The organism is Leisingera sp. ABD4_442 (genome assembly GCF_056160905.1).
This window is the reverse complement of the sequence record NZ_JBSWYB010000020.1, coordinates 39,675-66,652: the sequence shown is the minus strand read 5'-3', so window position 1 is coordinate 66,652 and position 26,978 is coordinate 39,675. Positions and strand designations below refer to the sequence as shown.

Here is a 26,978-nt window from a genome sequence, read left to right as displayed (position 1 = left end):
CTCGCCGTGCGGCGACGGAACCAAGCACACCGCGGCGCCCTACAGCGCTGCTGCTAACCCCTTGGAGTTGACGCCCCGCCCCCGGCCGGAGCGCCAGCCATCCGGTCTCAAATTCCCGGATGGTTCATGAACCCGGCCGACGCAGTCATGCTTCGAACCGGATCAGATGGTGCAGCATTTGTCCCGCTTAGCGGGTATTTTCCCGGCTCGCCGCACCCCAGTAATGCTGAAAGAACAACTAAGACTGCCAGTCTGCGCAAACCCTGATTTGCCATGGCGATCTCCCTTTTCCCGCGGCAACAACCGGACCGCGTAAAGGTAAGATAACAGGATCGTGAAAAGCCGTCTGTGAACCGGGCCACACAACCGCTGGCCTTTTCCTATGGCTGCGCTGGGGGTGCGCAAACCCTTTTACCGGCGCTGCGGCCCGCGGTCACAGATAGGCATACTCGCGAAACGTTGCCGCCTCGCCCAGCTTCTCCCCGTCCGGCCCCAGCAGCGGCCAGATGACCGCATTACGGATCTCAAACCGCCGGCCAGAGGCGCTGATCCGCACCCCGGCATAGTTTTCGATGAAGCCCTTGGCGCGCATCTCGGCAAACATTGCATCACGCTGGCTGCGGTGGGCCGGCTCCGCCGTCAGCCGCGAGGGCATCGCCGTCAGCTGTTCCCAGCCCATTTCCCACAACGCCTGCGCCGCCAGATTGCCATAGGTCAGCACCGGATCGGCCGCGGTATTGTGCGACAGCACCGGGAATGGCGCGTGATAGAGCGCTTCGGCATCCGTGCCGTCAAGCAGCGGGCGGCCGGTCACTTTTGCAAAGGAGGACATCAGCAAGTCAGCGTGGGCGGATTGAAACCGGTTTTCCAGTGACGGGCTGTTCATTTTCGCCTTGGCCACAAATTCTCATCCTTCTGTCTCACTACCGAAAAGCTACGGAAAGCCCGCCTAGTGGGGATCACCTCAACATCCATTCCCTGCGTAGCTTCTTCGATGTCTTCGATGGTCAAGTCGGTGTTCTGTCCTAAGAAAACTTCCCGCAAACGCAGATCCCCACCGAAACCAAAGAAGAAGTTCCCGTCGGCATCTGGCTCTTCTCCCTTCAAGGGAACCATTAAACGAACTTCTTGTTCGTAGGCCCAGTCAATTGACTTTGTACCGAAAAGTTCTTCCAGCTTGCTCTCATTAACATGTTCGAGAAAGTTTTTGAGGGTGATCCCCGGGTACAATCGCTCTGAAGAGTAGGTAACGTTAAAGCTTGTCTCCGCGTTTACATCAAACGCAAAGCAAACTCCTTTATGTTTATCGGCGTAGTGAGACCACATGATCGCGCTCTTCCACGTCCTAGATAGGCAAACTAGGCCTTGCTCACGGTCAATTTGCCTAATGTAGCTTCTAAACTCCTCTCTAAATTTTTTGTCAGTGAAATCCACAGCTTCTAGCTCGAAAACGTCGTTGCATTGTGAGAACCTGCTCACTCTAATTCGACGATTCGCAAGGTTTTCAACAGCGTGCTTTGAAGAAGAATAGTAGTAAACGCGCCGTGTTTTCATTTCAAATTCCCCTTATACAAACAAACGCCTCGAACTACTTGTTCGAGGCGCTTTTCCGTTAGCAAATTACAAAGCTCTTACTTCAGGATCGAACGGCCCGCATATTCGGCCACCTCACCCAGCATTTCCTCAATACGGATCAGCTGGTTGTATTTCGCCAGCCGGTCCGAACGTGCCAGCGAGCCGGTCTTGATTTGGCCGCAGTTGGTGGCAACTGCCAGGTCGGCGATGGTGGCGTCCTCGGTCTCGCCCGAACGGTGCGACATCACGTTGGTGTAACGCGCGCGGTGCGCCATATCGACCGCCTTCAGGGTCTCGGTCAGCGAACCGATCTGGTTCACCTTCACCAGCATCGAGTTGGCAACACCGCGCTCGATACCATCGGCCAGACGCGCCGGGTTGGTCACAAACAGGTCGTCGCCTACCAGCTGCACGGACTTGCCGATCTTGTCTGTCAGCAGCTTCCAGCCGTCCCAATCGTCCTCGGACATGCCGTCCTCGATGGAGATGATCGGATAGTCGTTGACCAGCGCCGCCAGATAGTCGGCGTTTTCCTCGGAGGTCAGCGATTTGCCTTCACCCGCCAGGACATATTTGCCGTCCTTATAGTATTCGGTCGCCGCGCAATCGAGCGCCAGATAGATCTCTTCACCCGGCTTGTAGCCTGCCTTCTCGATCGACTTCAGGATGAAGTCCAGCGCCTCGCGGGAGGAGCCGATGTTGGGGGCAAAGCCGCCTTCGTCACCGATCCCGGTGGACAGACCCGCCGCCGACAGCTCCTTCTTCAGGGTGTGGAACACCTCAGAACCCATGCGCACGGCTTCGCGGATGTTTTCCGCCGCCACCGGCATGATCATGAATTCCTGGATGTCGATCGGGTTGTCGGCATGCTCGCCGCCGTTGATGATGTTCATCATCGGCACCGGCAGGACCCGGGCCGAGGTGCCGCCGATATAGCGGTAGAGCGGCTGGGTGGTGAAATCGGCCGCAGCCTTGGCCACCGCCATCGACACGCCCAGGATGGCGTTGGCGCCCAGGCGGCCCTTGTTCTCGGTGCCGTCCAGCTCGATCATCGCACTGTCCACGGCGACCTGCTCAGTGGCATCAAAGCCGACCAGTTCTTCGGCAATCTCGCCGTTCACCGCGGCAACCGCTTCCAGCACACCCTTGCCCATGTAACGGGACTTGTCGCCGTCACGCTTTTCCACCGCCTCATAGGCACCGGTCGACGCACCCGAGGGCACGGCGGCGCGGCCCATGGTGCCGTCTTCCAGGATCACGTCGACCTCGACCGTCGGGTTGCCCCGGCTGTCGAGGATTTCGCGGGCGTGAATGTCGATAATGGTGCTCATCTGTCCATCCTTGGTTGGGCCTGAAAGAGGCGCGTTCTGTTGCCAGCGTCATACCAGCCGCTGCCGGAAAGTAAACCGGCATCGTTACCGCTAACATACATAAAAGCGGCGGTTTAGGGCTAACATTGCCCTGTTTGCGCCAACAGGCCGGAGGATTTCCCCTGGGCGGGACGTCAGGCCGCAGCTGCCGCTGCCCGGCGGGCCCGCCGGGCCAGCCGCTGCTCGCGGACAAAGGTATAAAGACCGGAGGCAATGATCAGCGACGCACCCGCCAGGGTCAGCGCATCGGGCCGCTCGCCAAAGACGATGACACCGACCAGAATCGAGAACAGCAGCCTGGTGTAGCGGAACGGGGTGACTGCCGAGGCATCGCCGATCCGCATCGCCACCACGATGCCGTAATAGCCCATAACACCAAAGACGATGCCGCCCAGCATCATGCCGTATTCACCTCCCTCCAGCATACGCGCCTCGCCCGGGGTAAAGGCCAGCAGCAGCCCGCCCGCCAGGATCAGCGACAGGTAGGCTTGAAAGCTGACCACAGAGGAGGGCACCGCGCTGTCCATCACACGGGTCATCAGGTCACGCGCGGCAACGCCCAGCACCGCAACAAGCACCAGCAGGGCCGCGGGTTCAAACCCGTCCAGCCCGGGCCGGATGATCAGCAGCACGCCGGCAAAACCGGTGCAAATCGCCAGCCAGCGCCGCCAGCCCACGTCTTCACCCAGAAACAGTGCCGCGCCCATGGTGATCACCAAAGGCGTCGCCTGAAACACCGCCGCCACGGTGGAAATGTCCACCAGCGCCAGCGCCGAGGCAAACCCCATGGCTGAGATGGCCTCGGTTCCTGCCCGCAGCACCGGCTTCACCCGCCAGGCCCGCGGTGCAAACAGCGCGTTGCCCTGCATCTTTGCCATTACCGCAAACACCAGCCCGCAGCCCAGCCCCAGGCAGATCAGGATCTCGCCAACCGGGATACTGCCGGCCAGGCGCTTGATGAACATGTCTTCAAGCGTGAAAAACGCCATCGAGGCGATGACCAGCAAAATGCCGTGCAGGTTGTTCATGTTCGCGCGTCCCGTTTTGCGGACCGGCAGCTTGCCGGGCCATCCGGGCAAAAGACATCAGCACCCTGACGCGGGCAACTCCGTTTCCGACCCGCTTTCATGACAAGACGTGAGCATACATATCAACACCCGTGATGGATGGGCCGGTTTGCACCCGGCGCAACCGGAAATCACGTGATTTCTGCGCCGCTTTCTTTGCAAGAAACGGCCTGCCGCAAACCGCCTGCTTTAGGGCAGGATCCTAACCGTCCTTGCGCGGCACCCCATACAGCTCCAGTTTATGGCCGCGCAGCTCATATCCCAGCTTGCGCGCGATCCGCTCCTGCAGTTCTTCAATCTCAGGATCGCAGAATTCGATCACCTCACCGGTGTTCATGTCGATCAGGTGGTCGTGATGCTCCCGCTCGGCGTCCTCATAGCGCGCGCGCCCATCGCCAAACTCCAGCCGTTCCAGGATGCCCGCCTCTTCGAACAGTTTGACGGTGCGGTAGACCGTGGCGATCGAAATGCCCGCATCCATTGCGCTGGCGCGGGCATAAAGCTCCTCGACATCCGGATGATCATCGCTGTCCTGCAGCACCTGGGCAATCACCCGGCGCTGGCCGGTCATGCGCAGCCCTTTGGCCTCGCAGCGGGCGATGATCGTTTTTTGCATATCTTCCTCACGGGTTTCTGGCCTTCCTCTTTAACGGATGCAATCTGTGCCGAAAACAGGCTTTTCACCGGTATCAAAGGTTGACAAACGGCTTATCCACAGCCATTTGGCGCCCAGGCATCCCTCCCTGCCGCGTGAGCAGAGGCCAAAGACCGGACGCGCAGCCTGCGCACAACCATTGATCCGGGGTCTAGTGATATGCCGCCATTCCCAAGATCACGCGTGGGGATTGCAGAGGCCAGCGGCCTGGCATCCGGCCAGCGCGCGTCTGAGGCCCCTGCCCCACCCCATCCGCGGCTCTGATCCGCGGCACCGGCCTGTGCGTCTTGCCTGGCCGCACAAGGATATGAATGTGACTGAATTCTCGACCATGGGGCTTCCTGAAAAGCTCCTCGCCCGTCTCAAGGACATGGGCCTTAACGACCCCACCCCGATCCAGGCCCGCGCCATCCCTCATGCGCTAAACGGCAAGGACGTGCTGGGCCTGGCCCAGACCGGCACCGGCAAGACCGCCGCCTTCGGCGTGCCGCTGGTCGCCCGTATGCTGGAATACGGCCGCAAACCCGCCGCGATGACCGTACGCGGCCTGGTTCTGGCGCCAACCCGCGAGCTGGCCAACCAGATTGCCGACACGCTGAAGGGCCTGACGGAAAACACCCCGATGAAGGTTGGCCTGGTTGTCGGCGGCGTTTCGATCAACCCGCAGATTGCCCGCATCGCCAAGGGCACCGACATCCTGGTCGCCACCCCCGGCCGCCTGATCGACATCCTTGACCGCGGCGCGCTGGACCTCGGCTCCTGCGACTTCCTGGTGCTGGACGAGGCCGACCAGATGCTGGACCTGGGCTTCATCCATACCCTGCGCAAGATCGCGGCGCTGATCCCGGCTGAGCGCCAGACCATGCTGTTCTCGGCCACCATGCCGAAACAGATGAACGAGATCGCGAACTCCTACCTGCAAAGCCCGGTCCGGATCGAGGTCTCGCCTCCGGGCAAGGCTGCAGACAAGATCACCCAGTCGGTGCATTTCATCGCCAAGGCCGCCAAGCTGGACCTGCTGAAGGAACTGCTGAACGAGCATAAGGACGAGCGCACCCTGGTCTTCGGCCGCACCAAATGGGGCATGGAAAAGCTGATGAAGACCCTGGACAAGGCCGGTTTCGCAGCCGCCGCCATCCACGGCAACAAATCCCAGGGCCAGCGCGAACGCGCCCTTGCGGCCTTCAAGGCAGGCGAAATCAAGGTGCTGGTCGCCACCGACGTCGCCGCCCGCGGCCTCGACATTCCGGACGTGAAATACGTCTACAACTACGAACTGCCCAATGTGCCTGATGCCTATGTCCACCGCATCGGCCGCACCGCGCGGGCGGGCAAGGACGGCCAGGCGGTCGCTTTCTGCGCCCCGGATGAGATGGAAGAACTGAAGGCAATTCAGAAGGTGATGAAGATCACCATCCCCACCGCCTCCGGTCGCCCCTGGGAAGCGATGCCGGATCCGGCAGCCCCAGCAGGCAAACCCGGCGGCCGTCCCGGCGGGGGGCGCCGCGGCGGCGGCAAACCCGGCGGCCAGCGCCGCCGTGGTGGCGGCGGCGGCAGCAGCCAGGGCAAACCGCAGGGCAGCAAGCCCGGCAACGCCCAGCGCCGCGGCCAGAAGCAGCGCGCGCGGTAACTTTTCTCCGCCTGCGCCGGGTCAAGGGTCCCGCAGGGACCGCGCGGCACGCGCGGTTTGCCCTTGACGCGGCGCTGGCGGACCACACACTTGAAATGGCGCCCAAGGACATACCTGCCCTTAGGCGCTTCTCAGCGAACAAACTCTGCGCTGCGCAGCAGCGCCCGGCCCAAGGCAGCCAAGAGGCATCAGGCGCAGCCTGAGCATCTGCGGGCGCGGGAGCGCTCCCGGTTCAAACCGCCCGCAAATCCGCCCAGACAGGCAGATGGTCAGAGGCGATATGCGCCGGCCGCGCGCCATGCACCCCATGCCCAACTGCCTCCAGCCGCTTGCAATGGGCAATCCGGTCCAGCGCTCCCAAAGGCCGCATCGCCGGGAAGCTGGCCCGCGGCGGCAGGAACTTCAGCGCCGGGGCGATATGCTCCAGCACAGCCCCGCGCGACCATTCGTTGAAATCGCCCGCCAGAACGACCGCGGTGTCATCGCGTTTCGCGGCCCGGGCCAGCGCATGCATCTGCTCGCGCCGCGCCCGGCCGGTCAGCCCCAGATGGGCGCCGATCACCCGCACCAGACCCAGTGCTGTTTCCAGTTCCACCCAGACCGCCCCGCGCGGCTCCAGCCCCGGCAGCGTGATATGCCCTTTGCTGCGCAACCGCACCCCGTTCCGGTACAGGACGGCGTTGCCATGCCAGCCCAGCGAACCGGCACCACCCAGATCCGCTGCCTGCCAGCCGGTTTCCTCCACCAGGAAATGCGGCAGCGCCGCCGGCCGCGGCGGCAAGCGCTTGTCCGCTTCCTGCAGCACCGCCACATCCGCCTTGATCCCGTCCAGCACCTGCAGAATCCGCTCCGGCCGCCGCCGCAGGTCGAGGCCGATGCATTTCTGAATGTTGTATGTGGCAATCCGCAGCGTATCGGGCGGCCTTGTTTCCGGCATCCGCACCCCCATTCGATATCCCGATCTTGCGCAAAACCAGAGCCGCCGTACAGCCCCGTTGCGCCCGCACGCACCGCCGGGTTTCGCTTGACTTGCCAACGCCGCCGCAATCCATTGGCCGCCATGACGGAAAAACGCCCTATTGACACCTCCGGCGCCGCCTTGCTGACCGGTTTTGCCCTGCTCCTCGCCTTCAACCAGGTGGTGATCAAGGTGACCGGCGGCGGCTTTGGCCCGGTATTTCAGGCCGGGCTTCGCTCCGCCATCGGCCTCCTGGTGCTGGCGGCCTGGATCACCCTTCGCCGGCCGCGGCTCGGCCCGCTGCCCCGTGGCGCCGCGCTTTGGGGGGTGGTTGCGGGCCTCCTGTTCTGCTTTGAGTTCATCTGCCTCTTCATTGCATTGGACGTGACCACGGTCTCGCGTGCGTCGATCATCTTCTACTCAATGCCGGTCTGGCTGGCGCTGGCCGCGCATCTGCTGCTGCCCGGCGAGCAGCTCACCCGGGTCCGAAGCCTCGGCCTGGTGCTGGCCATGGGCGGGGTCGCGCTTGCGGTTCTGGACCGGGACAGCGGAACCGCAAGCCTGGCAGGCGATCTGCTGGCACTGGGGGCTACCTTCGGCTGGGCCGGAATTGCGCTCTGCTTGCGCATCACCCCGCTGGCTGCGGTGCCGCCGGTCAGCCAGCTGGTGTTCCAGCTTGCGGTCTCAGCCGTGCTGCTAACAGCTGCCGCACCACTGTTCGGCCCGCTGGTCCGAGAGACCGGCCCCCTGCATCTCTGGGGTCTGGCCTTCCAGGGCATCTGCATCGCCAGCCTCGGCTATCTCTTGTGGTTCCAGCTGATTAAGATCTACCGCGCCAGTTCGGTGGCGTCTTTCAGCTTCCTGTCGCCGGTGCTTGCAGTGCTCATGGGCTGGGCGTTGCTGGATGAGGTGATCGGGCTGCAGGTCTGGGCCGCCCTGGCGCTGGTCGCTGCGGGCGTGTTCCTGATCAACCGGAAATGATGCGGCAAAGCGGGGGCTGCCTGCCCCCTCTTGAGCCTCCGGCTCAATTCACCCCCGGGGATATTTTCAGCCAGATGAACAGGGGATCAGGTGCCGCAGAAGGTGGCCTGCACCACTTCCTCCGGCAAGGGCGGGCGCTGCAAATCACTGTGCTCCGGCTGGTCCTCATAAGGGGTGGCCAGCACCGCGTTCAGCCGATGGAACAGCCCATAGTCGCCTGCCACCGCACCGGCGATCATTTCCTCAATCCGGTGGTTGCGCGGGATGAAGGCCGGGTTGGCCGAACGCATGACCGCCTGCGGATCCGACTCCCCTTCCAGCCGCGCCTGCCAATCCGGTTCCCAGGCATCAAAAGCCGCCGGATCGGTGAACTGGTCCCACGCCGTGCCATCCGCCAGGGCGCGGAAGGTGTTTGTGAAATCGCTCTGGTTCTCTGCCATCCGGCCCAGCAGCGAAGTAATCAGCTCCAGATCATCGTCCTGCTCTGTGGTGATCCCCAGCTTGGCGCGGAACCGCCGCAGCCAGGCCGCCTCTGTCAGAGCAGGCATCGCGTGCACGATCTCCGTCGCAGCTTCGACACCCTCCTGCGGATCGTCCATCTGCTGGATCAGCGCGGTCGCCAGCTGTGCCAGGTTCCAGACCGCAATCGTGGGCTGGTTGGCATAGGCATAGCGCCGCCCCCGGTCGATCGAGGAAAACACCGTGTGCGGGTGGTAGACATCCATGAAGGCGCAGGGGCCATAGTCGATGGTCTCACCCGAAATCGCGGAATTGTCGGTGTTCATCACCCCATGGATGAAGCCCACCGCCATCCAGGCGGCAATCAGCTCTGACTGCGCATCACGCACAGAGCGCAACAGCCCCATCGGTCCCTCGGCCTCCGGGTAATGGCGGGCAAGGGCATAGTCCGTCAGCTGCCTGAGGCTCGCCTTGTCACCGCGCGCGGCGAACACCTGGAATGTACCCACCCGCAGATGGCTTGCCGCCACCCGGGTCAGCACCGCACCGGGCAGGCCGCCCTCGCGCCAGACCGTCTCTCCGGTCTCCACCGCTGCCAGCGCACGGGTGGTGGGGATGCCCAAGCTGTGCATTGCCTCGCTCACCACATATTCGCGCAGCACCGGCCCCAGCCAGGCCCGCCCGTCGCCATTGCGGGAATAGGGTGTGCGGCCCGAGCCCTTCAGCTGGATGTCCCGGCGCTTGCCATCCGTTCCCACCGTCTCGCCCAGCAGGATCGCGCGCCCATCGCCCAATTGCGGATTGTAGGTGCCGAACTGATGCCCGGAATACAGCTGCGCCAGCGGATCCGCCCCTTCCGGCACCTGATTGCCGCCAAACACTGCGGCCATCTCCTCAGCCTCCCCGGGCGCAATTCCCAAGATCAGCGCCAGATCCTCATTGAAGGCCAACAGCCGCGGCGCCTTCACCGGCTGCGGCGGCAGTTTGGAGTGGAACTGCCCCGGCAGGGCGGCATAGGTGTTGTCAAAGGGGATCGTGAGTGTCATGGCCCAAACATATGACTGGAATAGAGATTTACCAGCACCAAAGCAGAGGGAGCAGCAATGGACGCGGACCGGATCATTGAACACCTGGGACTACAGCAGCACCCGGAGGGCGGCTGGTACAAGGAAACCTGGCGGGCAGAGAATGAAGGCCGCCCCGCAGGCACCTGTATTTACTTTCTTTTAAAGGAAGGCGAGGCCAGCCACTGGCACCGCGTCGATGCCGCCGAGATCTGGCTCTACCACGCCGGCGCACCGCTGGTGCTGTCGCTGGCAGCAACGGATGCAGGCCCCGCGCAGGACCATCTGCTGACCCCGGACCTGGCAAAGGGCGCGCCGCAGCTGATCGTGCCCGAAGGCCATTGGCAGGCGGCCCGCACCACCGGAGCGTTCACCCTGGTCAGCTGCACGGTCTCGCCCGGGTTCCAGTTTGAAGGCTTCGAACTGGCTGCCCCCGGTTTCGACATCCCGCGCGGCTGACTTCCTGCCTCTTGCAGCGAATCATATTACTGGACAAAACTGTCCATATGTCTGCACATATGGATCACGGCCTGGACCACACCAGCCTCATCAAATCGCTGCCGCCTGAAACCAAGGCGGCGCTGACCGCACGCTCAGATACCGCGGGGCTCAAGCATTTTGTGCTTTACACCGCGGCGATGGCTGCCTGCAGCGCCGGCATCGCGCTGCAGGTGCCATTCTGGCCGCTGCTGATGCTGCCGCAAGGCGTGCTGCTGGTCTTCCTGTTCACACTCTCGCATGAGTGCACCCACAAGACCCCGTTCCGCAGCGCCTGGATGAACGAGGCCGCAGGCCATTTCTGCGCCCTGGCCATCGCCCTGCCCTTTGTCTGGTTCCGCTACTACCACCTGGCGCATCACAAATACACCAACGACCCCAAGCGCGACCCGGAGCTGGAACATGGCGGGCGTCCGGAAACCTTTGGCCAGTGGATCATGTATCTAAGCGGCTGGGGTTATTGGCGCGGTATGGCCAAAACCATCTGGCGCAACGCCTTCGGCACCATCGGATCACCTTACCTGCCGGAACGCCGCCACGCCGGCATGCGGCTGGAGGCGCGGCTGCTGCTGGCGATCTACGCTGCCGCACTGCTGAGCCTGCTGGTGTCGCCACTGGTGCTGTGGCTGTGGATCGTGCCGCTGCTGACCGGTCAGCCCTTCTTGCGGGCCTATCTGCTGGCGGAACACGGCCTCTGCCCCTCCGTCGCCAACATGCTGGAAAACTCCCGCACCACGTTCACCAACCGGCTGGTGCGCTTTGTCGCCTGGAACATGCCCTATCATGCAGAGCATCATTCCTTTCCGAATGTGCCCTTTCACCAGCTGCCTGCCTTCCACGCGATTACCCAAGACCATCTGAAGTCGACGTCTAACGGGTATGGGGAATTCACCGCGGACTATGTGAAGCAGCTCAGCCGCTGACCTCCCAACGTCGGCCCAAATTTCTTCTGAAGAAATTTGCCAAGAATTTTCAGAAAATTCTTGCGCCCGGCCGCCCCTTGGTCACTGCCCCGGCACGCTAACCACACCGCCGCCGACACAGGCGCTCACCCCGGTGGTGCCCGGCGCCGAAGTTGGCATGCCGCGCGCCACCCGCACCGCCAGATGGGCAAAGGCCTGCGCCTCCAGCATGTCGCCGTCCAGCCCTGCCTCTTCCACCGGTTTCACCGGGCAATCCAGCGACACCCGCAGCATCTCCATCAGAACAGGGTTGTGCCGCCCGCCGCCGGTGACCAGCACCGCCTCCGGCGGCTCCGGGCAATGCTCCATGCCCTGCGCCACCGCGGCTGCGCACATGGCGACCAGCGTTGCGGCAGCATCTGCATCGCTCAGTTCCTTCACAAGCCCGACCATCTCGGCAAAATCGTTACGGTCCAGCGACTTGGGCGGCATTCTTGCAAAATACGGCTCAGCCAGGAACAGCTCCAGCGCACCGGTTTCGACGGTGCCGGAACGCGCCACCTTGCCATCCGCATCCCAAGGGATGCCCAGCCGTTCCTGCACCAGATCATTGACCGGCGCATTGGCCGGGCCGGTGTCAAACGCCAAAAGCGCCCCCGGCTCTTCGGGGGCCTCGAACCGCGGGTCCACATAGGTGATGTTGCCGACCCCGCCCAGGTTCAGGAAACACAAGGGCCTCTCAGCACCGATGTATTTCGCACAGGCAAAGTGGAAAAACGGCGCCAGCGGCGCGCCCTCGCCGCCCATCGCCACATCATCCGTGCGGAAGTCCCAGACCACCGGCTTGCCCAGTTTCTCAGCCAAAGCCGCCCCGTCCCCCACCTGCAGCGTGCCCTGCAGCCGAGGCGCATGGGCCAGGGTCTGGCCGTGAAAGCCGATGATCTCCACGTCATCGAACTCTGCTAGCGCCGCCGCATGGGCCGCGTCGCAAATCTCTGCCGCGGCCTCCACTTCCGGCCCGGTCCATTTGCCCAGCCCCGCGCGCAGCACGCTGCGCTCCTCCACCGTATACTCGCGATAGCTGCTCTCGCCGAACCCGTGAATGCGCGCGCCGTCGGTCTCCACAACGGCAGCATCCACCCCGTCCAGCGAAGTGCCGCTCATCGCACCCAGCGCCCGCACCATACCCGTTTTTGCAATGGCCCTGCTCATGGCCTGCCCCCATCCTTCAGGATCCGGGCCGTACCGCCCGTTGCAGGGGATACTACAGCGCATAATTTGCCGGGAAAACAGGTTCCAACCGGCGCCAATGCGATTTATAGGGCATGGTGCAAAACCATAGACCGAGGCATGTTATGACCTACACACCGAAATCGGATTTCGTCGCAGTCATGATGGAACGCGGGTTCCTCGCGGACTGCACCGATTACCAGGGCCTGGATGACGCCCTGATCAGCGGTGTGCGCCCGGCCTATATCGGCTTTGACGCAACGGCAAAATCGCTGCACGTGGGCTCGCTCATTCAGATCATGATGCTGCGCTGGTTCCAGAAGACCGGCCACCAGCCGATCACCCTGATGGGCGGCGGCACCACCAAGGTGGGCGACCCATCCTTCCGCGCCGACGAGCGCCCCCTGCTGGACGAAGCCGCGATCAACGACAATATCGCGGGCATCAAGAAGGTGTTCTCCGCCTACATCGACTACGACACCGACGCTCCGAACAAGGCGCTGATGCTGAACAATGCCGAATGGCTGGACGATCTGAATTACCTGGAATTCCTGCGCGACATCGGCCGCCATTTCTCGGTGAACCGGATGCTGTCCTTCGAGAGCGTGAAATCGCGCCTCGACCGCGAGCAGTCGCTGTCGTTCCTCGAGTTCAACTACATGATCCTGCAGGCCTATGACTTCCTGGAGCTGAACCGCCGCTACGGCTGCATCCTGCAGATGGGCGGTTCGGACCAATGGGGCAATATCGTCAACGGCATCGACCTCACCCGCCGGGTGCTGGACAATTCGATCTTCGGCCTCACCTCGCCGCTGCTGACAACCTCTGACGGCAAGAAAATGGGCAAATCCCAGGACGGCGCGGTCTGGCTCAACGCCGAAATGCGCAGCCCTTATGAGTTCTGGCAGTTCTGGCGCAACACAACCGACGCCGACGTCGGCCGGTTCCTCAAGCTCTACACCGAACTGCCGGTGGCGGAATGCGAGCGCCTGGGCAAGCTGGCGGGCTCCGAGATCAACGCCGCCAAGGTGGTCCTCGCCAATGAGGTGACCAAACTCCTGCACGGCGCCGAAGCAGCCGCCATGGCGGAAGCCACCGCCCGCGAGGTGTTCGAAAAGGGCGGCGTTGGCGACGACCTGCCCACACTGTCGCTGTCGCCTGCCGACCTCGGTGACGGCATCTCGATCGTGCAGCTGATCGTGAAATCCGGCCTCGCCAAATCCGGCAAGGACGCCAAGCGGCTGATTTCCGAAAACGGCGCCAAAATCGACGACCAGCCGCTGACCGACGCAGGGCTGATGATCGACGCAGGCGCTTTGTCATCGCCGATCAAGCTCAGCGCCGGCAAGAAACGTCACGCGCTGGTCAAGCTGGACAGCTGAACCTTCTGACATAAAATGGAAAAAGGGAGCCATTGCGCTCCCTTTTTTCTTGCCCTTAGGCTCTCCCGCCCATTCCAGCCCCATCAAAGATGCGCCTTCATGGTTGGGCGTAGCGCCGCTGCGCGGCGCACCAGCGGTTTCACATAACGGCCAATACAGGCCAGCGCCGGGTCAAGGGCCGCAACAGCGGCCGTGCTTAGCACGGTTCACCCTTGAGGCGGGGATGGCCGGGATACCCTCGTAAGGGCGCTTAAGGGCAGACCTGCCCTTAAGCGCCTCTCAGCAAATCATCCTGCCTCAGAAAAACAGCGCTTCCACCAGCGTCAGCACCAGAAACACCGGCACCGACAGGCCGATTGCAATCAGCAAAGCCGCCGCCTTGGTCATCCGCGGGGCGGCGGCCGCCTGCCCCATGATCTGTTTTGCTTGTTTCATACCCGGAGTTAACCATGAATTAGGTTTCCGGCGCGTTAATGGAGCCATGTTCGACAGTGCTCCCGACCCTGATTTGCCCGCAGCGGCAACCAGCCGCCCTCAGCCACGCGCCCTCCAGCAATCGCCGGAGTTTGCCCGCGCGCTGATGGCCTGCGGTCAGGACCCCCTGCTGCTGGAGGGCACTTTGGTCCTGCGCCGGCGCCTGCGCGGCGGGCTGCGGCTGGCAATGGTGAACCGGGCAGACCTTTGCGACCCTGCCCCCCTGATGGCTGCCCTGCGTTCAGGCGGCCTCGCCCGCACCCCGCTGATCCTGTCACCCGAATCCCCGGCACCGCATCTCTCCCGCCTCGGCGCCGTGCCACTGGCCACGCCGGCCCACGCCGCGCTCTGGGACCTGACAGGCGATCCGGACCAGCGCCGCGCAGCCTTGCATCAAAAATGGCGCAACCGCCTGAAGCATGGCGAAGCGCAAAACCTCCGCCTCACCCGCCAGAACCTGCCGCATGACGTGCGCCACTGGCTGTTCCGGGCCGACGCTGCGCAGCAAACCCAGCGCGGCTACCGCAGCTGGCCCATCCCCCTCACCCTCGCCTACGGGCGCGAGAACAAAGGCCAGGCCAAGCTGTTCCAGGCGTTTGAAGGCAAGGAGCCCGTCGCCGCCATCCTGATCCTCACCCATGGCGCCGCCGCCACCTACCACATCGCTCACACCACCGCGCGCGGCAAACTGCTCAGCGCCCACCCCCTCCTGCTGTGGGAGGCCGCCAATTGGCTCGCCGCCAAGGGCATCTGCCGCCTCGACCTCGGCCTCATCAATACAGAGGACGCGGCGGCCGGCCTTGCCCGCTTTAAACTCGGCACCGGCGCGTCACTCCATCGCCTGGGCGGCACCTGGGGCCTTTGGCCGCCGCTGGGCCGCCTGTTGCGCCCGCTGGCGCTGCTCGACAGGCGGCAAATGGCCTGACAGGCGCCCTGGCTTTCCGCGACGTCCCGTCCCGCTGGACAGGCACCGGCCCCCTCCATTATATGAACACATGTTCAGATACCCGGGAGGAGCCCCGCTCATGAAACTTGCAGACACCGCAGCCGTCATCACCGGCGGCGCCTCCGGCCTGGGTGAGGCCACCGCGCGCTATTTCGCCGAACAAGGCGCCCAGGTCACCATCCTCGACCGCGACGCAGAGCGCGGCACCCAAGTGGCAGAGGATATCGGCGGCCACTTCGCCCAGACCGACGTGACCAGCGAAGACTCGGTTTCCGCCGCCATCGCACACGCGGTGGAAAAGATGGGCAAGATCACCGCCTGCGTGAACTGCGCGGGCATTGCCATTGGCGCCAAAACCGTCGGCAAAGAGGGCGCGCATCCGCTGGACGCCTACAAGCGCACCATCGACATCAACCTGGTCGGCACCTTCAACGTCGCCCGCCTCGCCGCTGTCGAGATTGCCAAGAACACACCCGACGCGGACAATGCCCGCGGCGTGATCATCAATACCGCCTCCATCGCGGCCTTCGACGGGCAAAAGGGCCAGGCCGCCTATGCCGCCTCCAAGGGCGGCGTTGCCGGCATGTGCCTGCCGATGGCGCGGGATCTTGCGTCCTCCGGCATCCGGGTGATGACCATCGCACCCGGCATCTTCATGACCCCGATGCTGGCCGGCCTGCCGGAAGAGGTGCAGCAGCAGCTGGCGGCCGACGTCCCCAACCCCGCCCGCCTGGGCGATCCGCGCGAATACGGCCGCCTCGCCGGTTTCATCGTCGAGATGGGCTACCTGAACGGCGAAGTCATCCGCATCGACGGCGCTCTGCGCATGCGCTAAGCCCCCTCCGTTGAGGGTGGGTCAAGGACGGCACAGCCGCCGTGCGCAGCACGGTTTATCCTTGAGGCAGCCTCAACAGAACACACACTCGGCATGGCGCCTTGAGGGGCACAGCTGCCCCTCAAGCGCTTCTCAGCAGAACCTCCGCACCGCGCCAGCGGTGCGCGGCCCAAGGCCGCACAAAGGCGCCGTGGCGCAGCCAGGGGCCTGCGGGCGCGGGAGCACGCTGCCAACCCTCCGTTTCAGCCGTCCGGCCGGGCACCCCAGGCTGCCAGCGCCTCGATCACCGGGCGCAGCGCCTGCCCCTTGGCGGTCAGGCTGTATTCCACCCGCGGCGGCACCTCGGCATAGACCTTGCGGTGCACGATGCCATCCGCCTCCAGCTCCCGCAGCTGCTTGGTCAGGCTGCGCTGGGTCACATCCCCCAGCGCCCGCCCCAAGGCGTTGAACCGCAGGGTGCCGGGCAGCAGGTGATAGACGATCAGCCCCTTCCACTTGCCCGAAATCTGCTCCAGCGCCGCCTCCACCGGGCAGCCGCCGCTGCAATCATAGGTCTCGAACCGGGCTGTCCGGGCGTCCCTGCCGCTCACAGTATCCATTTGGTGCCTACCTTCACAAAACGTGCGTTCTTGCGCAAAAAATACCGCACCTCCATATCCCCTCCCGTCAAACCACTCAAGCACAGGAGGCCCAAATGGCCCTGACCATTCTCGCCCAGATCACCGCCCAGCCCGGCAAAGAAGCCCTGGTCAAAGCCGAACTCGAAAAGCTGGTGCCCATCACCCGCGCCGAGGAAGGCTGCATCCGCTATGACCTGCACCAGGACAACCAGACGCCCGGCTTCTTTGTGTTCTACGAAACCTGGGAAACGCGGGAGCTGTGGCAGCAGCACATGAACGCGCCGCACCTGGCCGCCTATATGGCCGCAACAGAGGGCGCAGTGGCCGCCTTCACCCTCAATGAAATGACCCAGACCGCCTGACCTGGCCGCCGGCCCGGCACCGCGCCAGCGGTGCCCGGCCCAAGGCCGCACCAAGGCGCCTTGGCGCAGCCAGGGCGCCTGCGGGCGCGGGAGCCCACCCGGCAATTGACAATCCCGCCCGCCGGTCCTTCACTCCCCGCCAGGAGGCCCCGATGACCAGGACAGAACGGCAGAAAATGCAGGCAGGCGAGTGGTACTGTTGCCTGGACAGCGAACTGGCGGCGTTGCGCCATCAGGCCCGGGTTGCGGTGCATCAGCACAACACAGCACCCCCTGATCCGGCTGAAACCCTCAGCCCAGCCTTGGCTGCACTCTTTGCCGCCCACGGTGAAAACTGCCTGATCGAGGCACCGTTTCACTGCGCTTACGGCATCAACATCACCCTCGGAAACAACGTCTACATGAACGCGGGCTGCACTATTCTGGACACCGCCCCCGTCAGCATCGGCGACGGGACCATGCTGGGGCCGAACGTGCAGATCTACTGCGCCCAGCACCACAAAAACAGGGCGTTGCGGGCCAAGGGGCTGGAGATTGCCTATCCCGTCACCCTTGGCGCAGATGTATGGATCGGCGGCGGAGCGATCATCCTGCCCGGGGTCACCATCGGCGACGGTGCCATCGTGGGCGCTGGCGCAGTGGTGACCAAAGACGTTGCCGCCGGAGCGACCGTCACCGGCAATCCGGCTCGCCCCCGGCGCGGGTAATCAAACGGTAAAGCCGCCGCCCGCCGCCTTAACACCTGCCTTACATTTCCTAATAAATTTCAAAGTTTTACGGCAGCAACTTTGACCAAATGTTTCGCGCGCGAAACATTTGGTCAGACGTGCTGACCTAACCGGAAGAGCTGCCTCAGCCGCCGGCCTTCTCCTCCAATTCCAGCCACTCCTCTTCAGCTGCGGCCAGCTTCTCCTGCCGCTCCACCAGCGCCTCGGTGGCCTTCTTGAACTTCACCGGCTCGCGGGTGAACAGCTCCGGATCGCTCATCAGCTCCTGCAGCTTGCCGATCTCTGCTTCCAGCCGTTCGATCTCACCGGGCAGCGCCTCCAGCCGGTGCTTTTCCTTGAAGCTCAGGCCCTCCTTGGGCTGGCTCTCCTGCTTGGGTTTGGCTTTCGCAGGCTTCACCTTCTCCGCCTTGCCGGCAACCTCCAGCGGCCCGCGCTGCGCAATATAGTCGCTCCAGCCACCGGCATAGGCCGTGGCCCGGCCATTGCCTTCCATCGCAATGGTGGTGGTTGCCACCCGGTCCAGGAAATCCCGGTCGTGGCTGACCAGCAGCACGGTGCCGTCATAACTGTCCAGCAGCTCCTGCAAGAGGTCCAGCGTCTCCACGTCCAGATCGTTGGTGGGTTCGTCCAAGACCAGCAGGTTCGAGGACCGCGCCATCAGCCGCGCCAACAGCAGCCGCGCCTTCTCGCCGCCCGACAAGGAGCGCACGGGTGCGCGCGCCTGGCGCTCATCAAACAGGAATTCCTTCAGATAGCCCACCACATGCTTGGGCTGGCCGCGCACCATCACCTGATCCGCCTTGCCGGAAATCCCCAGCAAGGGGTCTGCGGTCAGGTTCTCCCATAGGCTCGAATCGCCATCCAGCTGGTCGCGGGTCTGATCAAACAGTGCAATTTCCAGATTGGTGCCCAGCTGCACCGCGCCCTCATCCGGCGCTTCCATACCCAGCAGCATTTTCAGCAGCGTCGTCTTGCCCGCGCCATTGGGGCCGACAAAGGCCACCCGGTCGCCGCGCTGCACCTTCAGCGAGAAGTTCTGCACAATCGGCTTGCCGCCAAAGGCCTTGCTCAGCTCCTCGGCTTCTATCACTTTGCGGCCCGACTTGGGACCGGCTTCCAGCGCCATCTCGGCGGTGCCCTGCCGTTTGATCTGGCCTGCGCGCTCCGCCTTCAGATCCTGCAGCGCCCTGACGCGCCCCATGTTGCGCATGCGGCGCGCGGAAATCCCTTCTACCGCCCAGCGGCTTTCCGACTTGATCAGCCGGTTCAGCTTGTGGCGCTGCATGTCCTCGTCTTCCCAGACCTTGTCGCGCCAGGCCTCGAAATGCTCAAACCCCTTTTCCTGACGGCGCACCTCGCCGCGGTCCACCCACAGGGTGGCGCGGGTCAGCGCCCGCAGAAACGCCCGGTCGTGGGAGATCAGCACAAAGGCTGCACGGGTGTTTTTGAGCTCGTTCTCCAGCCAGGTGATCGCCTCGATATCCAGATGGTTGGTCGGCTCGTCCAGCAGCATCAGATCCGGCGCCTCGGCCATCAGCTTGGCCAAGGCCGCACGGCGCCGCTCCCCGCCCGAGGCGGTTTCAACCGGGCGCGCCGGATCGAACTTCAGCCCCTCGCCCGCGCGCTCCACCTTGTACATTTCGCCGGGGTCCAGCTCGCTGGCAGCAAAATCGCCGAGCGTCGCAAACCCCTCCATCTTCGGGTCCTGCTCCATATAGCCGACCGATTTGCCCGGCGGCACCACGATGTCGCCCTGATCGGCTTCAACAATTCCCGCCATCACCTTCATCAGGGTGGATTTTCCGGAACCGTTGCGGCCCACCAGCGCCACCCGGTCGCCGGGCTGCACCACCAGATCAAGACCTGAAAAAACCGGATCGCCCCCGAAGGTCAGCGAGATACCGGACATCTGCAAAAGAGGAATACGTGCCATAGCAGCCAGCTAAACCGGCTGCAAAGGCGCGTCAACGCTCCCCTTTCATCTTGCCGAAAATACTCAAATTCCCCCGGCCACCGCCCGCAGCAGCCGTTTGCGGGCCGCGGGAATGGCGCCGGTCTCCAGCCCGGTGAACACATGCAGCGTATCCATCTGCCGGTCCACCACCGCATGATCGCTGACCCAGCCGCCCATCGCCAGATAGGTCCGCAGCAAGGGCGGCATCACCTGCATCGCCCGTTTCACATCCGGCGCCTGCTGCGGCCCGGCGGCAAAGCGCACCACCTCGCGCGCTTTCACCCGCGGCCGCCAGCACTGCGGCGCCAGATGCCGGTGCCCCAGCAGCGCAAAGGCATCCAGGTAAGGTTCCGCAAAGGTGCCGGCAAAAGACGAGCAGCCAAACAGCATCTGCACCCCCCGGGCATCGGCAACACCTGTCAGCGCGCCCCAGGCAATGCGCAGGATGTCCGGGTCAGTCCGGTCCGGGCTGACACAGAACCGGCCCAGCTCCGCCATCCGCCCCGTAAACCCCTGCAAGGCGCCAAGTCCGTAGAACTGCGCCGCATAGCTGCGCGCCAGTTCTGCCCCGCTCTCCAGCAGCAGCAGCCGGAAGCAGCAGACCAGTTCACCGCTTTGCCGGTCCTCAACCAGAACATGGGCGCACAGGCTGTCATAACTATCCCGGTCCGGCGCTGCGGTGCGGAAACACAGGCTGCGCAAAGCCTGCGCTGCAGCCACATCGGCGGCCCCCGCCGCCAGCCGGGCGCGGTAGCGGCCTTTGCTCAGCAGCACGTCAGGCTCTGCCATTGCAGCCTCCCCGCTCTTTGCAACAGCCCCCGCCGCAGGCGCCGTCACAAAGCGGTGACGCTGCCGCCGCCAGGGTTACTGGTCCTGCAGGAACTGGTCGGGACCAAAGTTGCCCAGGCTGCCCAAAAGCTGGCGCAGGAAGGTGCTGTCCTGCACGCTGGAGCTGGTCACCCGGCGCTCCAGCGGCACCACCTTGCCGTCTTCCAGGCTGTAGCGCTGCACCGCCTGCACCACGCCCTGCGCATCAAAGCTGATCGCCACCAGGTCGCGCGCCACCGGTTTCGGCGCCGCGGCACCATAGTGGCGGAAGCGGGTAGCGACATAGTAATAGCCGCTTTCGTTCAGCACGCCGGTCGAGGACGGGATGCCAATGGTTTCCGCCACCGAATCCCTGGTGTCGATGCCCGGCACCACTTCGGCCAGCTGGTCCGGCGCCGGCACGTAGCCATGCTTGCGGTAGACCGAGGCACAGGCGGCCAGGGCCAGGCCCGCCGCCGCAAAGACCGCGCCGCGCAGAACCCGCTTCCAGTGATTTCCCGTTGCAACCATGACTGCCCCCCAGCTGCCGCAGCACCGCGCGGCTTGAATACGTCTTTGAACCCGATTACCTAATGACCGCCTCCGGTTCAAGAAACGAAAGTCCCCTAACATGTCTGAGAGCACCGCTTTGCGGGTTGCGGACCTGCCGCAGAACACCCCGACCGCATTTGAGATTGTCCCGGACAAGGCACAGCTTGCCGCACTGGCGGCGGAGTTCGGCGTGAACGGCCTGCGCAAAATGCGCTTTACCGGCGAGATCAAGGCGATGGGCAAGCGCGACTGGCAGCTGACCGGCCGCCTGGGCGCCACTGTGGTGCAGGATTGCGTGGTGACGCTGGAACCAGTGACCACGCGCATCGACGAAGATGTCCGGCTGACCTATCTGGCCCGCATCGAGACGCCGGAAGGCGCCGAGGTGGAAATGCCAGAGGACGACAGCATCGAGTCGCTGGGCAGCCACATCGACCCCGCCGCGGTGATGGCAGAGGCGCTGGCGCTGCATATCCCCGCCTATCCGCGCAAGGACGGCGCCGAACTGGGCGAAGCTGTCTATGCCGAGGACGGCGTGCAGCCGATGCGGGACGAGGACACCCGGCCGTTTGCGGGCCTTGCCGCCCTGCGCGGCCAATTGAAAGATAAGGACTGAAGGCAGAATTTTTGCGGCGCAGAAAATTCTGTCTGGCGCCGCCTGCGCCCCTGTCTTAAAAAACACCTTGCGCCGCCGGAGATTCGCAGTATTTTCGCGCGCTCATCGGAATTTTTGGTTGGACAATGCTAGGGCAGACGCCTAAACGCACGTCAGACTGATCGAACAGAACGCAATCGCGCCGCGGGGATGGCCCCAAGGCCCAAACAGACAAAGGTTGAGACATGGCCGTCCAACAGAACAAAGTATCCAAATCGCGCCGCAACAACCGCCGCGCGCACGATGCACTGGTTGCTGCGAACCCGAACGAATGCGGCAACTGCGGCGAGCTGAAGCGCCCGCACCACGTATGCCCCTCCTGCGGCCACTACGACGATAAAGAGATCGTCGCAGCTGCAGACGAGATCGAGATCGACGAGGACGCGGCGTAAGCCACGGACAGGATCCTGATGCCAGGCAGGCTTTCGCATGACGGGTAAACCCGATCAAAATCAGGCAAAAGCCGGCCGCATCACTATTTCTGTTGACGCCATGGGCGGAGACGCCGGCCCCGCAGTTGTGGTGGCCGGCATTGCCATGTCTGCGGAAAAGAACCCGGACATCGGGTTCATCCTGCACGGGCCTGCAGATCAGCTGAAACCGCTGGTTGCCAAGAAGCGCGCCCTGAAAGGCCGCGTTGAGATTCGCGATGTGCGCGATGTGGTCACCATGGAGGACAAACCCTCCCAGGTGATGCGCAACGGCAAGGGCACCTCGATGTGGTCGGCTCTGGACGCGGTCAAGAACGGCGAGGCTTCCGGTGCGGTTTCCTGCGGCAATACCGGCGCGCTGATGGCGCTGTCGATGCTGCGCCTGCGCAAGCTGCCAGGCGTCAACCGCCCCGCCATTGCCATCCTCTGGCCCTCGCTGAATCCGCAAGGCTTCAACGTGATGCTGGATGTGGGCGCCGACGTGAAGGCGGATGCCGAGGATCTGCTGCAGTTCGCCCTGATGGGCACCTCCTATGTGCGCAACTCAATGGACATTGCCCGCCCCCGGGTGGGCCTGCTGAATGTCGGCACCGAAGAGCACAAGGGCCGCGCCGAGCTGAAAGAAGCCTATGGGCTGATCTCAGAACAAGCCGATCAGGCGAATTATGAATTTGTCGGCTTTGTCGAGGGCAGCGACATCCCCGGCGATATAGCCGATGTGATTGTGACCGACGGCTTTACCGGCAATGTGGCGATCAAGACCGGCGAAGGCACCGCCAGCCTGATGCGCACCGCGCTGCGGGAGGCGTTTGGATACTCCTTCCTGTCAAAGATTGCCGCGGTTCTGGCGATGACCTCGCTGAAACGCCTGTCCAAACGGATGGACCCGCGCCGCGTCAACGGCGGCGTGTTCCTGGGCCTCAACGGCACTGTGGTGAAATCCCACGGCGGCGCCGATGCCATGGGCGTCTCTGCGGCAGTCAAGCTGGCGTTCCGCTTGGCGCAGCATGGTTTCGCCGAAAAACTGGCCGCGCGGGTTGCATCTGCAGGCGCGCATACCCAAGATAATAATGCCTCCCGCACGCTGCGGGCGGCCACCGAAAAAGACTGAATAGGCAGGCAGACGAATGACGCGACGCGCGGTTGTTGTTGGCACCGGACATTATCTTCCCGAACGGGTGGTTGAAAACGCGGAATTCGAAGCCACGCTGGACACGACGGATGAATGGATCCGCAGCCGCTCCGGCATCGAACGCCGCCATTTTGCCGCTGAGGGAGAGACCACATCGGATATGGCCGCCAAGGCAGCGGAACGCGCTTTGGCGGACGCTGGCCTGACGGCGGATGATGTGGATGCTATCGTTGTGGCCACCTCTACCCCGGACCTGACTTTCCCTTCCGCCGCCACCATGGTGCAATCCAAGCTGGGCATGACATCGGGCTTTGCCTTTGACGTGCAGGCGGTCTGCGCGGGCTTCGTCTATGCGCTGTCCAACGCCAGCGCGCTGATTGCTTCGGGCCAGGCAAACCGCGTGATGGTGATCGGGGCGGAAACCTTCAGCCGGATCATGGACTGGACCGACCGCTCCACCTGCGTGCTGTTCGGCGACGGCGCCGGCGCGCTGCTCCTGGAAGCGCAGGAACTGGCCGGCACCAACAAGGACCGCGGCATCCTTGCCACTGACCTGAACTCCGACGGCCGCTACAAGGATCTGCTGTACGTCGACGGCGGCGTCTCCACCAATTCGACCGGCCACCTGCGGATGCAGGGCAACCAGGTGTTCCGCCACGCAGTCGAGAAACTCGCCTCCACCGCGAATACCGCGCTGGACCGCGCAGGCCTTTCGGCCGCGGATGTCGACTGGATTGTGCCGCATCAGGCCAATATCCGCATCATCCAGGGCACCGCCAAGAAAATGGGCCTCAGCATGGACAACGTGGTGGTAACCGTGCAGGATCACGGCAACACCTCCGCCGCTTCCATCCCGCTGGCCCTGTCGGTCGGCAAACAGCGCGGCCAGATCAAGGAAGGCGACCTGATCGTGACTGAGGCCATCGGCGGCGGCCTGGCCTGGGGCGCGGTTGTGCTGCGCTGGTAACGCAGTATCCCGGATTGCCGCCCGAATACCCCCGCGCAATTCATTGATATTGACAGGGAAATTCCCTGCGCCCTATGCTTTGCAAAACAACGGGGAATGGTATGGGCGAAAAAACACTGACACGAATGGATTTAAGCGAAGCAGTTTTCCGGGAAGTCGGCCTGTCGCGCAACGAAAGCGCGCAGCTGGTGGAAAGCATGCTGCAACATATGTCGGATGCCCTGGTGCGCGGTGAACAGGTGAAGATTTCCTCGTTCGGCACTTTCAGCGTAAGGGACAAGTCGGCCCGGGTCGGGCGCAACCCGAAAACGGGCGAAGAAGTGCCGATCCAGCCGCGCCGCGTGCTGACGTTCCGGCCCTCCCACCTGATGAAAGACCGCGTGGCAGACGGCAACCGTAAGTAAACGGGACAATTTAAGCCATGTCAAAATCACCGGACGCGTTCCGCACCATCAGTGAAGTTGCGGACTGGCTGGGCGTGCAGGCGCATGTTCTGCGCTTCTGGGAGAGCAAATTCACCCAGGTCAAACCTGTGAAGCGGGCCGGCGGGCGCCGCTATTACAGGCCTGCGGACATGCAATTGCTGGGCGGCATCAAGAAGCTGCTGCATGACGACGGCATGGCAATCAAGGATGTGCAGGCGCTGCTGCGCGAGCATGGCGTGGCCCATGTCTCCAGCTTTTCGCACCCGCTGGACGGGCCCGCGCAACCCACTGCACCGGTGCCGCCCGCGGACACGCTGGGCAGCGACTGGCAAAGCTCGCTGGACCTGGTCCAGGGCTTGGGCGCCGAAGACGCGAACCCGCTGAGCCCCGAAGGCAGCAATGTGGTCGGCTTCCCGCCGCACCCGCCTGCAGGCGCCGCGGCAGAGCCGCAACCGCAACCGGAGCCCGCGGCGGAAACGCCGGCGGCCGGACAGCAGCCTGCTGCAGGGGCGCCCCCCGCCGAACCGGAACCTGCTGCGGAAGAGCCACAGATGCGGATGGATCTTGACGCCCCGGCCGCCGCGCCCGAACCGCTTCCGGACATGCCTGCGGAGGCCCCGCCCCCGGTGCCCGGTGAAGGCTTCAGCGCCGCCGACCAGGCCGAAGAGGACAGCCCAGTCCCCGCAGCGGAGGAGGCCGGACTGGAAGACACATCCATTCCAGGCACAGAGCCAGCCGGCGCCGCGGAACAGCCCCTCCCTGATGAGGCCTTTGCCGCACCCGGCTCTCCGGCCTCGCCAGAGGCCGCGGTGCCGGATACGGACCTCGGCGTGACTGATCCGGATTCAAATCCGGAACCAGCTGCCACCCCCCTCCCCGGCGATGGGTTGGACGATCCTGAAAGCGCGCCCGCAGCCTTTGAGGGCACCCCGGATGGCGGCGCAGAGGATGCGCTTGCGCCGGACGCCGCACCGGAGCCTGCAGAAGACCCGCAGCCCCTTGCGGAGCCGCAGCCTGAACCCGGCGTTGCGGCAGAGCCGGCGGAGGCAGAGGCACAGGAAGACGCTGCAGCAGAAGACAGAGCTGAAGATCACAGGCCGGGCCAGGACGACACCGCCCCAGAGCCCGCCGGCAGCATTGAGGAGATGCCTGCTGCAGCTGCGGAGGATTCCTTTGCGGGCAGTTTTGCCGCCGAGGCGCTGGAAGCGGATGCAGACACCAGCGGTCTGGCTGCCGCCGAAACCGTGCAGGAGGGTGTTCAGGGTGCAGGGCCTGAACCCGTTGAGCCCCCTTCCTATGCCGAACCAGCGCAGGACACCCCGGATGAGGCTCTGGAGACCGCAGAAGACCCCTTCCCTGCCTTTGGCCAGGAAACGGACCCCGCTGCTGCGGCCCCAGAGGCTACAGCCCCGGCCTTAGAAACGGCAGAGGCGGAGTTTGCGCCCCAGCCGGACACCCCGGCAGAACCGGAGCCCGCTGAAGACACTTTGGTGGCCGCCGCCGGAATGCAGCCGGAGGAGCCGCTGGACTTCGGCGTTGCCGCCGCTGCCCCTATGGGCACCGACGAGGACGCAGGCTCCGCAACGGTGCCAGCAGAGGATCCAGTCACAGCTTTCCCGCCGCATGATCTGGATCAGGCGGCACGGCAGGTGGATGCGATGGAATTCGCAGCCGGTTTCAGCCCAGAACCCGAATCGGCGCCTGCCCCCGGGCAAGAGCCGCTGCAAGACAGCCCGGACGCGGCAGAAACCGAAGCGGCGGCAGCGGCTGCAAGCGGCGAGGACCTGGCGGCGCAGCCTGCAACTGCGCTGCGGCCCGGGGTTCTGGCCCATCTGGCCGCCATCCGCCAGCTGCCGCCGCACGCAGTGGCGGAGATCGCCGCTTGCGCCGGGGAGCTGCAAGCGCTTGTCCGGAACAGGGTCTGAGGCCGGCAAGCCGGAATTCGGCACGAATTCCGGCCCGGAAATCCTTTGATTTCCGAGCCGTTTCCCGCGCCGGGAAACGGCCTCCGCGCGGGGCTGGCGGGGCAAGGGCTTCTGAGCGCTGAATTTCTTCGCGCGGCCGCAAAAAATCTTGCCGCCCCCTCTTGCCCCCGCTGTGAAAACGGTTAGAAGGCTCTTCAACGGGCTATGGCGCAGCCTGGTAGCGCGTCCGTCTGGGGGACGGAAGGTCGCAGGTTCGAGTCCTGCTAGCCCGACCATATGAAAAACGCCCGGGTGTTCTTTCACCCGGGCGTTTTCGTATCCGGAGCCTGCTTTGCCGATTGCGCAGGGCGCCCGGATGGGACAGCATCGCCGCAAAGCCGGCGTGCGGAGGGGG

The 26,978-nt window shown here is 64.1% G+C and carries 28 protein-coding genes and 1 tRNA gene; 16 read left to right on the top strand and 13 right to left on the bottom strand.

Annotation, left to right across the window (positions count from 1 at the left end; genetic code table 11):
* Window positions 1-433: 433 nt before the first annotated feature.
* From ACXAHG_RS15130 to ACXAHG_RS15110, 5 genes are all read right to left on the bottom strand, one after another.
* Window positions 434-901, bottom strand: coding sequence for an MEKHLA domain-containing protein (locus ACXAHG_RS15130; protein WP_475043674.1), 468 nt, complete (start codon window positions 899-901; stop codon window positions 434-436).
* Entirely contained in the window at window positions 883-1,554 is a 672-nt protein-coding gene (locus ACXAHG_RS15125; protein ID WP_475058569.1) for a DUF2971 domain-containing protein, read from the bottom strand. Before ACXAHG_RS15125 ends, ACXAHG_RS15130 begins: the two co-directional genes overlap by 19 nt.
* A 77-nt stretch (window positions 1,555-1,631) precedes the next feature.
* A complete protein-coding gene (gene eno / locus ACXAHG_RS15120) occupies window positions 1,632-2,906 on the bottom strand; it encodes a phosphopyruvate hydratase (protein ID WP_475058566.1) in 1,275 nt (424 codons plus the stop codon).
* A gap of 173 nt (window positions 2,907-3,079) precedes the next feature.
* Window positions 3,080-3,973, bottom strand: a complete 894-nt coding sequence (locus ACXAHG_RS15115; RefSeq protein ID WP_475058564.1) for a DMT family transporter — start codon at window positions 3,971-3,973, stop codon at window positions 3,080-3,082.
* 241 nt (window positions 3,974-4,214) lie between these two features.
* The gene (locus tag ACXAHG_RS15110; protein WP_475043680.1) at window positions 4,215-4,628 is read right to left on the bottom strand and encodes a Fur family transcriptional regulator; all 414 of its coding nucleotides are present in this window, start codon (window positions 4,626-4,628) and stop codon (window positions 4,215-4,217) included.
* 352 nt (window positions 4,629-4,980) lie between these two features.
* Here ACXAHG_RS15110 and ACXAHG_RS15105 point away from each other — a divergent pair, with 352 nt between their 5' ends.
* Complete coding sequence (locus ACXAHG_RS15105) at window positions 4,981-6,297, top strand: DEAD/DEAH box helicase (RefSeq protein WP_475058562.1); 1,317 nt, start codon at window positions 4,981-4,983, stop codon at window positions 6,295-6,297.
* A gap of 232 nt (window positions 6,298-6,529) precedes the next feature.
* Here ACXAHG_RS15105 and ACXAHG_RS15100 read toward each other — a convergent pair whose 3' ends face one another.
* Window positions 6,530-7,234 (bottom strand): endonuclease/exonuclease/phosphatase family protein, encoded by a 705-nt coding sequence (locus ACXAHG_RS15100; RefSeq protein ID WP_475058560.1) that lies wholly within the window; start codon window positions 7,232-7,234, stop codon window positions 6,530-6,532.
* A 123-nt stretch (window positions 7,235-7,357) separates the two neighbouring features.
* Between ACXAHG_RS15100 and ACXAHG_RS15095 the strand changes: the two genes are divergently transcribed.
* The gene (locus ACXAHG_RS15095; RefSeq protein WP_475058558.1) at window positions 7,358-8,236 is read left to right on the top strand and encodes a DMT family transporter; all 879 of its coding nucleotides are present in this window, start codon (window positions 7,358-7,360) and stop codon (window positions 8,234-8,236) included.
* A gap of 86 nt (window positions 8,237-8,322) precedes the next feature.
* On the opposite strand, the gene ACXAHG_RS15090 is transcribed toward ACXAHG_RS15095, so the two are convergent.
* Window positions 8,323-9,741 carry a protein adenylyltransferase SelO gene (locus ACXAHG_RS15090; RefSeq protein ID WP_475058556.1) on the bottom strand — a complete coding sequence of 473 codons (1,419 nt, stop codon included), beginning with the start codon at window positions 9,739-9,741 and terminating at the stop codon, window positions 8,323-8,325.
* Between the two features lie 57 nt (window positions 9,742-9,798).
* Here ACXAHG_RS15090 and ACXAHG_RS15085 point away from each other — a divergent pair, with 57 nt between their 5' ends.
* Both ACXAHG_RS15085 and ACXAHG_RS15080 read left to right on the top strand, forming a co-directional pair.
* The gene (locus tag ACXAHG_RS15085; RefSeq protein ID WP_475058554.1) at window positions 9,799-10,218 is read left to right on the top strand and encodes a cupin domain-containing protein; all 420 of its coding nucleotides are present in this window, start codon (window positions 9,799-9,801) and stop codon (window positions 10,216-10,218) included.
* A 47-nt stretch (window positions 10,219-10,265) separates the two neighbouring features.
* Window positions 10,266-11,180, top strand: coding sequence for a fatty acid desaturase (locus tag ACXAHG_RS15080; RefSeq protein WP_475043689.1), 915 nt, complete (start codon window positions 10,266-10,268; stop codon window positions 11,178-11,180).
* Between the two features lie 81 nt (window positions 11,181-11,261).
* Here ACXAHG_RS15080 and ACXAHG_RS15075 read toward each other — a convergent pair whose 3' ends face one another.
* Window positions 11,262-12,371, bottom strand: a complete 1,110-nt coding sequence (locus tag ACXAHG_RS15075; protein ID WP_475058552.1) for an anhydro-N-acetylmuramic acid kinase — start codon at window positions 12,369-12,371, stop codon at window positions 11,262-11,264.
* Window positions 12,372-12,514: 143 nt separating this feature from the next.
* Here ACXAHG_RS15075 and tyrS point away from each other — a divergent pair, with 143 nt between their 5' ends.
* Entirely contained in the window at window positions 12,515-13,771 is a 1,257-nt protein-coding gene (tyrS, locus tag ACXAHG_RS15070; protein ID WP_475058550.1) for a tyrosine--tRNA ligase, read from the top strand.
* Window positions 13,772-14,068: 297 nt separating this feature from the next.
* Here the strand turns inward: tyrS and ACXAHG_RS15065 are convergent, their stop codons facing one another.
* Entirely contained in the window at window positions 14,069-14,206 is a 138-nt protein-coding gene (locus ACXAHG_RS15065; protein WP_475043693.1) for a hypothetical protein, read from the bottom strand.
* 46 nt (window positions 14,207-14,252) lie between these two features.
* Here ACXAHG_RS15065 and ACXAHG_RS15060 point away from each other — a divergent pair, with 46 nt between their 5' ends.
* Both ACXAHG_RS15060 and ACXAHG_RS15055 read left to right on the top strand, forming a co-directional pair.
* Window positions 14,253-15,170 carry a GNAT family N-acetyltransferase gene (locus ACXAHG_RS15060; RefSeq protein WP_475058547.1) on the top strand — a complete coding sequence of 306 codons (918 nt, stop codon included), beginning with the start codon at window positions 14,253-14,255 and terminating at the stop codon, window positions 15,168-15,170.
* 100 nt (window positions 15,171-15,270) lie between these two features.
* Complete coding sequence (locus tag ACXAHG_RS15055; RefSeq protein ID WP_475058545.1) at window positions 15,271-16,026, top strand: SDR family NAD(P)-dependent oxidoreductase; 756 nt, start codon at window positions 15,271-15,273, stop codon at window positions 16,024-16,026.
* 242 nt (window positions 16,027-16,268) lie between these two features.
* On the opposite strand, the gene ACXAHG_RS15050 is transcribed toward ACXAHG_RS15055, so the two are convergent.
* Window positions 16,269-16,625, bottom strand: a complete 357-nt coding sequence (locus tag ACXAHG_RS15050; RefSeq protein ID WP_475043697.1) for a winged helix-turn-helix transcriptional regulator — start codon at window positions 16,623-16,625, stop codon at window positions 16,269-16,271.
* Between the two features lie 95 nt (window positions 16,626-16,720).
* Here ACXAHG_RS15050 and ACXAHG_RS15045 point away from each other — a divergent pair, with 95 nt between their 5' ends.
* Together ACXAHG_RS15045 and ACXAHG_RS15040 are read left to right on the top strand one after the other, a co-directional pair.
* Window positions 16,721-17,008: a putative quinol monooxygenase gene (locus ACXAHG_RS15045; RefSeq protein ID WP_475043699.1), complete on the top strand. Its 288-nt coding sequence runs from the start codon at window positions 16,721-16,723 to the stop codon at window positions 17,006-17,008.
* 152 nt (window positions 17,009-17,160) lie between these two features.
* A complete protein-coding gene (locus tag ACXAHG_RS15040) occupies window positions 17,161-17,715 on the top strand; it encodes a sugar O-acetyltransferase (RefSeq protein ID WP_475043700.1) in 555 nt (184 codons plus the stop codon).
* Window positions 17,716-17,860: 145 nt separating this feature from the next.
* Here the strand turns inward: ACXAHG_RS15040 and ACXAHG_RS15035 are convergent, their stop codons facing one another.
* The 3 genes from ACXAHG_RS15035 to ACXAHG_RS15025 all read right to left on the bottom strand — a co-directional run bounded on the left by ACXAHG_RS15035 (window position 17,861) and on the right by ACXAHG_RS15025 (window position 21,028).
* Complete coding sequence (locus tag ACXAHG_RS15035; protein ID WP_475058542.1) at window positions 17,861-19,669, bottom strand: ABC-F family ATP-binding cassette domain-containing protein; 1,809 nt, start codon at window positions 19,667-19,669, stop codon at window positions 17,861-17,863.
* Window positions 19,670-19,732: 63 nt separating this feature from the next.
* On the bottom strand, window positions 19,733-20,479 hold the full coding sequence (locus tag ACXAHG_RS15030; RefSeq protein WP_475043704.1) for a GNAT family N-acetyltransferase: 747 nt from the start codon (window positions 20,477-20,479) through the stop codon (window positions 19,733-19,735).
* Between the two features lie 75 nt (window positions 20,480-20,554).
* Window positions 20,555-21,028: an outer membrane protein assembly factor BamE gene (locus ACXAHG_RS15025; RefSeq protein ID WP_475043705.1), complete on the bottom strand. Its 474-nt coding sequence runs from the start codon at window positions 21,026-21,028 to the stop codon at window positions 20,555-20,557.
* A 100-nt stretch (window positions 21,029-21,128) separates the two neighbouring features.
* Here ACXAHG_RS15025 and ACXAHG_RS15020 point away from each other — a divergent pair, with 100 nt between their 5' ends.
* The 7 genes from ACXAHG_RS15020 to ACXAHG_RS14990 all read left to right on the top strand — a co-directional run bounded on the left by ACXAHG_RS15020 (window position 21,129) and on the right by ACXAHG_RS14990 (window position 26,859).
* Window positions 21,129-21,665, top strand: a complete 537-nt coding sequence (locus tag ACXAHG_RS15020; protein WP_475043706.1) for a YceD family protein — start codon at window positions 21,129-21,131, stop codon at window positions 21,663-21,665.
* A gap of 224 nt (window positions 21,666-21,889) precedes the next feature.
* Window positions 21,890-22,096, top strand: coding sequence for a 50S ribosomal protein L32 (gene rpmF / locus ACXAHG_RS15015; protein WP_008558107.1), 207 nt, complete (start codon window positions 21,890-21,892; stop codon window positions 22,094-22,096).
* A gap of 37 nt (window positions 22,097-22,133) precedes the next feature.
* Complete coding sequence (plsX, locus tag ACXAHG_RS15010) at window positions 22,134-23,246, top strand: phosphate acyltransferase PlsX (RefSeq protein WP_475058540.1); 1,113 nt, start codon at window positions 22,134-22,136, stop codon at window positions 23,244-23,246.
* Between the two features lie 16 nt (window positions 23,247-23,262).
* Window positions 23,263-24,234: a beta-ketoacyl-ACP synthase III gene (locus ACXAHG_RS15005; RefSeq protein ID WP_475058538.1), complete on the top strand. Its 972-nt coding sequence runs from the start codon at window positions 23,263-23,265 to the stop codon at window positions 24,232-24,234.
* 101 nt (window positions 24,235-24,335) lie between these two features.
* A complete protein-coding gene (gene ihfA / locus ACXAHG_RS15000; RefSeq protein ID WP_008207184.1) occupies window positions 24,336-24,638 on the top strand; it encodes an integration host factor subunit alpha in 303 nt (100 codons plus the stop codon).
* 17 nt (window positions 24,639-24,655) lie between these two features.
* Complete coding sequence (locus ACXAHG_RS14995) at window positions 24,656-26,584, top strand: MerR family transcriptional regulator (RefSeq protein ID WP_475058536.1); 1,929 nt, start codon at window positions 24,656-24,658, stop codon at window positions 26,582-26,584.
* A 198-nt stretch (window positions 26,585-26,782) separates the two neighbouring features.
* A tRNA-Pro gene (locus ACXAHG_RS14990) sits at window positions 26,783-26,859 on the top strand.
* Window positions 26,860-26,978 lie beyond the last annotated feature (119 nt).

Bases quoted from the DNA above. Each gene is read 5' to 3' on its own strand.
- ACXAHG_RS15095 (WP_475058558.1), top strand. From the start codon at position 7,358: ATGACGGAAAAACGCCCTATTGACACCTCCGGCGCCGCCTTGCTGACC.
- ACXAHG_RS15110 (WP_475043680.1), bottom strand. From the start codon at position 4,628: ATGCAAAAAACGATCATCGCCCGCTGCGAGGCCAAAGGGCTGCGCATG.
- ACXAHG_RS15115 (WP_475058564.1), bottom strand. From the start codon at position 3,973: ATGAACAACCTGCACGGCATTTTGCTGGTCATCGCCTCGATGGCGTTT.
- ACXAHG_RS15100 (WP_475058560.1), bottom strand. From the start codon at position 7,234: ATGCCGGAAACAAGGCCGCCCGATACGCTGCGGATTGCCACATACAAC.
- ACXAHG_RS15030 (WP_475043704.1), bottom strand. From the start codon at position 20,479: ATGGCAGAGCCTGACGTGCTGCTGAGCAAAGGCCGCTACCGCGCCCGG.
- ACXAHG_RS15025 (WP_475043705.1), bottom strand. From the start codon at position 21,028: ATGGTTGCAACGGGAAATCACTGGAAGCGGGTTCTGCGCGGCGCGGTC.
- ACXAHG_RS15020 (WP_475043706.1), top strand. From the start codon at position 21,129: ATGTCTGAGAGCACCGCTTTGCGGGTTGCGGACCTGCCGCAGAACACC.
- ihfA (WP_008207184.1), top strand. From the start codon at position 24,336: ATGGGCGAAAAAACACTGACACGAATGGATTTAAGCGAAGCAGTTTTC.
- ACXAHG_RS15050 (WP_475043697.1), bottom strand. From the start codon at position 16,625: ATGGATACTGTGAGCGGCAGGGACGCCCGGACAGCCCGGTTCGAGACC.
- ACXAHG_RS15040 (WP_475043700.1), top strand. From the start codon at position 17,161: ATGACCAGGACAGAACGGCAGAAAATGCAGGCAGGCGAGTGGTACTGT.
- ACXAHG_RS15060 (WP_475058547.1), top strand. From the start codon at position 14,253: ATGTTCGACAGTGCTCCCGACCCTGATTTGCCCGCAGCGGCAACCAGC.
- ACXAHG_RS15065 (WP_475043693.1), bottom strand. From the start codon at position 14,206: ATGAAACAAGCAAAACAGATCATGGGGCAGGCGGCCGCCGCCCCGCGG.
- eno (WP_475058566.1), bottom strand. From the start codon at position 2,906: ATGAGCACCATTATCGACATTCACGCCCGCGAAATCCTCGACAGCCGG.
- ACXAHG_RS15085 (WP_475058554.1), top strand. From the start codon at position 9,799: ATGGACGCGGACCGGATCATTGAACACCTGGGACTACAGCAGCACCCG.
- plsX (WP_475058540.1), top strand. From the start codon at position 22,134: ATGACGGGTAAACCCGATCAAAATCAGGCAAAAGCCGGCCGCATCACT.
- ACXAHG_RS15075 (WP_475058552.1), bottom strand. From the start codon at position 12,371: ATGAGCAGGGCCATTGCAAAAACGGGTATGGTGCGGGCGCTGGGTGCG.
- ACXAHG_RS15035 (WP_475058542.1), bottom strand. From the start codon at position 19,669: ATGGCACGTATTCCTCTTTTGCAGATGTCCGGTATCTCGCTGACCTTC.
- ACXAHG_RS15055 (WP_475058545.1), top strand. From the start codon at position 15,271: ATGAAACTTGCAGACACCGCAGCCGTCATCACCGGCGGCGCCTCCGGC.
- rpmF (WP_008558107.1), top strand. From the start codon at position 21,890: ATGGCCGTCCAACAGAACAAAGTATCCAAATCGCGCCGCAACAACCGC.
- ACXAHG_RS15005 (WP_475058538.1), top strand. From the start codon at position 23,263: ATGACGCGACGCGCGGTTGTTGTTGGCACCGGACATTATCTTCCCGAA.
- ACXAHG_RS15125 (WP_475058569.1), bottom strand. From the start codon at position 1,554: ATGAAAACACGGCGCGTTTACTACTATTCTTCTTCAAAGCACGCTGTT.
- ACXAHG_RS14995 (WP_475058536.1), top strand. From the start codon at position 24,656: ATGTCAAAATCACCGGACGCGTTCCGCACCATCAGTGAAGTTGCGGAC.
- tyrS (WP_475058550.1), top strand. From the start codon at position 12,515: ATGACCTACACACCGAAATCGGATTTCGTCGCAGTCATGATGGAACGC.
- ACXAHG_RS15080 (WP_475043689.1), top strand. From the start codon at position 10,266: ATGTCTGCACATATGGATCACGGCCTGGACCACACCAGCCTCATCAAA.
- ACXAHG_RS15045 (WP_475043699.1), top strand. From the start codon at position 16,721: ATGGCCCTGACCATTCTCGCCCAGATCACCGCCCAGCCCGGCAAAGAA.
- ACXAHG_RS15090 (WP_475058556.1), bottom strand. From the start codon at position 9,741: ATGACACTCACGATCCCCTTTGACAACACCTATGCCGCCCTGCCGGGG.